This window comes from Pseudomonas sp. sp1636, from assembly GCF_030376615.1.
In the GTDB taxonomy this organism is placed as follows: domain Bacteria; phylum Pseudomonadota; class Gammaproteobacteria; order Pseudomonadales; family Pseudomonadaceae; genus Aquipseudomonas.
The window spans coordinates 1-5,020 of record NZ_JARRAB010000035.1; the positions used below are offsets into that span (position 1 = coordinate 1).

Genomic DNA, 5,020 nt, shown 5'->3' on the forward strand with positions numbered 1-5,020 from the left:
CACATATTCGTGAGAGCCTTGAGTTTTTTCAGGTTCGCCAGGCCGCAGCCAATCTGAACGCTTTCCAGCGCTCACTGCATAAATTGGGCGATAGCAGTGTGTCATTTCAGCAAGACATCGATCTTCGTCAGCAGTTGGCTTGCTCAAATGGAATTGAGCCACAGATTACTGAGCCACTCGAAAGCTTGTTCAGGATCGGTCTGGAGGATTTGTCCGGAGAGAGCTTGTGCTCATCGCTCGTCGTAGAACAGGGCAGGGTAGAAAGCCGATTGAGCCATGTTCGTGGTCAAGTCGAGCGTTGCATTACCCATATGCTCAATCACTCCAGCCAGCCGCAGGTACTTCGTGAAACCTCTGATGGTTGGGGCTGGAGTGGGGATGAGCTAGCTCCGATTTCAATTCAGGTGCGCAGTGCAAAAGGGTTTGCTGAGCTGCTTCTTTCCGCCAGTTCAGTCTCAGAGCGTGTATGTGCTCTGGAGGGCCTCGATGCAGGCGGGCGAGTCGATTGGTTGCGAGGTATGCAGGCTGATCCACTAGTTCGATTGCAGCTTGTCGGGGTTGAGCCGGACACCGATGCGTTGCTGATTCAGCGCAATGCCGAGGTGTATGCAGGTGGTGAAGAGGTTTTGATTAACCAAGAAGTGATGGATGTTTATCAACGGGTCATGGGTGCTGGAAAATTAGTGGTCGTCCCCAGCAACTTTAGGCTCAAGTTGAAGGCAATGATCTCTGCCCTTTGCGAACAAAGTGGTCGCGTCACCATCAGGGAGCAGGGCGATGGATTGCTTTCATTTCTGTTCCACCATGAAGCTCGTGAGCAGTTGGTGGCATGGCGGCTCAACGATTCGCACGTGATCTTTAGCTCAGTCGTCTTGGATAGCCACGCCACGCAGGCATTGGCACGGAATGGAAAAGCCATGTCTGCGTGCCCGCTCGTGACCCATACGCTCAAGCGTAATCTGGAATTTGATCTGGTGGATTTCCACGTTGACCAACGTGGGCAGTTGGCCGTTAGGGCCTGTCATCCGGTCGTTCATTTCAACAGTGAGGAGCTAGCCTTTATTGCGGCCTCGGTAGCTGCCGAAGCGGATCGCCTGGAGCAAATACTGTTGGGATTGATTGGTAGTGATTGAGGCGCTCAGATCTTGATAACTGCGCTCCCCAGGGTATTTCTAGCTTGTGGTAATGATGCTTTGGTTTATAATTTTTCAATCGGATGATCATTTCGCTAGGTTTTATGCGTGAAAATAAACCATCTCATTGCAGACTGGCCCTCTGGAGTTATTGTCACTCAGAGCTGGTTACACCAGCATGGTGTTGGCAGTAGCCTAGCGCGCAAGTACCAGCAGTCCGGTTGGATTGAGCGGATTGGCCATGGTGCCTGGCAGCGCCGTAGCGATAGCGTCGACTGGCTGGGAGGCGTATTTGGCTTGCAGCAGGACGGCCTCTTGAAAGTCTGGCCAGGCGGCCAAACTGCCCTTGCTTTGCAAGGCTACAGCCACTACCTGCCGCTAGGCGAGGATGTGGTGACCTTGTTTGCCCCCCCTGGTTTAAGACTGCCTGGCTGGTTCGCTGAACATAAGTGGGGGGTGTCGATTCGCTGCATTGCGGCCAATCTTTTCAGCGAGCTGGATTCTGCTGCCTGGCAAACCTTCAAGCCTGCTCATCGCGAGTTCGAGTTGCAGATTTCCTGTCCTGAGCGGGCGGTACTTGAGCTGATCCACGCCAGTCAAGATGAGGCATTGTTCAGTTCGGTAGCGGAGCTGCTAAACGGTTTGGCGACCCTGAGCCCCAGGCGTTTACAACGCTTGCTGGAGGCCTGTCGCTCAGTACGTGTGAAACGGGTGTTTCTGTTGCTGGCACGCCATTCTGGGCATGCGTGGTATTCCCGTCTCGATGTGATGCGAGTCGACCTGGGTACTGGCAAACGGCAGTTAATTGCGGGTGGGTGTCTGGACAAGCAATTTCTGATTACGGTGCCGGAGCAATTTGCTGATGCCTCTTGATGCTCGTTATGCAGCCCAGGTTCGTCTTTTAGTGCAGACGCTACCCTTGGTCGCGGTGGAAAACTGTTTTGCATTGAAAGGCGGAACCGCCATCAATCTATTTGTGCGCAATTTGCCCCGTCTTTCGGTTGATATCGACTTGGCTTACTTGCCGAATGCTTCACGGCAAGAAGCCTTGGATGATGCGCGTGCAGCACTGGGCCGTATTGCAGCATCTGTCGAGCGGGGCATGCCAGGCGTCAAAGCCACTCTGCAAACCAATCGACCGGATGAGCTTCGCATTCTTGTGCGCTCAGCAACGGCGCAGATCAAAGTCGAAGTTTCTCCGGTGCTGCGCGGTACTGTGCATCTGCCTGTGCAGCGGGATGTGGTCGCAGAAGTCGAGGATGAGTTTGGCTTTGCCAGTATGCCGGTCGTGTCTTTGCCGGATCTCTATGGAGGTAAAATCTGCGCTGCACTCGACCGTCAGCATCCTCGTGATTTGTTTGATGTGATGCTGATGCTTAGGGAGGAGGGGCTGACGCGGGAAATCTTTGAAGGTTTTCTCGTGTATCTAATCAGCCATGGCCGGCCGATGGCTGATTTGTTGGAGCCACGCTGGAAACCTCTGAAGCAGATCTATCAGGCTGAGTTTTCTGGCATGACACGCGAGACTGTCGGCCTGGATCAGCTCGAAGCCACCCAGGCCGCGTTAATGGATGCCATTCGAGCACAGATCGCGCATCGGGATGTCGCGTTTTTGCTATCACTTAAACGTGGCCAGCCCGACTGGTCGCTGCTCGATCTGGCTGGTATTTCAGAGCTGCCAGCCGTTAACTGGAAACTTACAAATATTCGCGCCATGGCTGAGGGTAAGCGCGCAGAGTCCTTGGCTCGACTGGAGCAGGTTTTACTGCGTTTGATGGTGAGGTCTGGCCAGTAAATCTCCGTGGTTCAAAGCTCCTCATAACGCATTGGTTGGAAACCCAGCCCTGTACGGTTGGTTTATTTTTTATTCTAAAAAAGCACTGAAAGTTTATTTTAGGTGGGTTTTATAAACCCACTGGAGGCGGTGATTGATGTCTGAGCAGTCTGCACAAATCGAACGGATCATCGACGGCCTACAGCAGCAGTTTGCCGTCAGCCGAGTGGTTTGGTGGGAAGATCCGATGGGCGAGTTCAGCGAGACCTTGGAAGCGCTGACCTTGCAGAATGTTCAGGTTTTGCGCCGCTCGAAGACGCCAGCGCTGGCGATCAAGCAACAGGTCGAGTTGCTGAATCCGAGTGGCCTTTTCCTTATTTACGAAGACAGTCATCGCCCCGAGCCAGAGCAGGATTGGTTGCTGGATATTCGACTTTATGCCGCGCCATTTGCAGCGGATCGTACGTCCATGCTCTTGCAGGAACTGGGACTGCGTCAGCACAGTTTGCGTGAGCACCTGAAGCTGCGTAGTGCGTTCTTTGCCAGTAAAGATCGGGTAACCAAGATCCAGCGACTGCTCAATCCGGATGACGATGAGGCAGCGTTAGATCTGAAGATCCTCGCGGTATTGGCCAAGGTTGAGCAGGCTGAATTGTTTGCAGTGCTCACGGCTATTTTCGCCACCTTGGCCGAGGCCGAAGAACTTGAGAATAACCCTCTGTGGGAGTCGATCTCTAAGTTCGATATGCAACCGGTGTTCTGGCAGCTGATGTTGCAGGCCTTCGGTTATCAGCATGGCGAACCATCCCTGCGTCATTTCCTGGTGCGGTTGTTTGCAACTGATATCGGGCATGCCTTGCATTCCCAGGCCCCGACTAACCTAAAGGCTCTCCAGCTCAACCCCGCACGCGCTGCAAATGTCGCGGTCTTCTTGTCGCAGTGGCGCGACAGCACCTTGCGGCAGCGTGCATATGATAGTTTATCGAAGCGGGTGGCGGCAGATCTACGTCCGACAGAATTGTTGGCTCAGGTGCCTTTGGAAGCACTGATGGCCGTCAGTACCTTTGTTGATGTTGAGCGTCAGATTGCCGAGCGTTTGCGAGATGCCGTGCTCTCTAATACCAGCGAAGCGGTTGGCCTGAAATTGCGGGATATGGCCAGCCGGCGCATGGATGGTTACTGGGCCAATCCTCGCTGGCCAGATAACGAGGACGCCAACCGTTCGGTTTGGTACGCCTACTACCGCTCGCTGATTGCAGCATCTGAACTGTTCGAGCTGAAGCTGCGTTACGCCGGCGGTTTTTCTTTTGCTTCCGCTGAGGCCTGCTACAGCGCTTACACCGGTGAGCTTTATCGTTTCGATCAACTCTACCGGATGTATCACGAAGCCGCTGATGCTGTGTACGCACGTAGTCCGGACGCCTTGTCCCCGCTGACCTCCCGAGTTGAGCAGGACTACTTGAATGGCTTCCTGCAACCACTAGCACAGAAGTGGGGCAGCTTCGTCGATGGCGGCCTGCTGCAACAGTGGCAATTGCCTGACCTACTCAATCAACAAAACTTCTATGCCGAGGAGGTGGAGCGCTATCTGAAAGGTGGCGAGGATCGTCGGGTGTTCGTGGTGATCAGCGATGCGCTGCGCTACGAGGTGGCTCAGGAGCTGAGTGAGTCGCTAAATGGTAAGTATAGGTTCGCCGCAGAGCTGAGTAGCCAACTGGGTGTTCTGCCGTCTTACACCAAGCTCGGTATGGCCAGCCTGCTGCCGCACAAGTCTCTGAGCTATACCGATGCGGGCTTGGTTCAGGTGGATGGACTGAGTAGTGATGGTCTTGAGGCGCGTAACAAGATTCTAGCCAGCGTGAATGGTCTGGCCCTGCGTGCCGAAGACTTCCTGACCATGAACAAGACTGATGGGCGAGAGCTGATCAAGCCTTACCGTGTTATCTACATTTATCACAACAAGATTGATGCCGTTGGTGACACCGCAAGCACCGAGAGCAGCACCTTCAGTGCTTGCCGCGATGCTATTGAAGAGTTGGAGTCCATCGTAAGTCGCATCATCAATAACCTGAACGGTCATCGGGTGTTGGTGACGGCTGATCACGGCTTTCTG

3 protein-coding genes and 1 pseudogene are annotated in these 5,020 nt (G+C 54.0%); all 4 read left to right on the forward strand.

What is annotated here, in order from left to right; translation table 11 throughout:
* Positions 1-1,133, forward strand: a pseudogene (locus P8H27_RS20385) (hypothetical protein); the annotation flags it as partial.
* A 108-nt stretch (positions 1,134-1,241) separates the two neighbouring features.
* Positions 1,242-2,006: a type IV toxin-antitoxin system AbiEi family antitoxin gene (locus tag P8H27_RS20390; protein WP_289639573.1), complete on the forward strand. Its 765-nt coding sequence runs from the start codon at positions 1,242-1,244 to the stop codon at positions 2,004-2,006.
* The gene (locus tag P8H27_RS20395; RefSeq protein WP_289639574.1) at positions 1,996-2,928 is read left to right on the forward strand and encodes a nucleotidyl transferase AbiEii/AbiGii toxin family protein; all 933 of its coding nucleotides are present in this window, start codon (positions 1,996-1,998) and stop codon (positions 2,926-2,928) included. Before P8H27_RS20390 ends, P8H27_RS20395 begins: the two co-directional genes overlap by 11 nt.
* 136 nt (positions 2,929-3,064) lie before the next feature.
* Positions 3,065-5,020: BREX-1 system phosphatase PglZ type A (pglZ, locus tag P8H27_RS20400; RefSeq protein WP_289639575.1), on the forward strand; the 1,956-nt coding region annotated here is incomplete at its 3' end.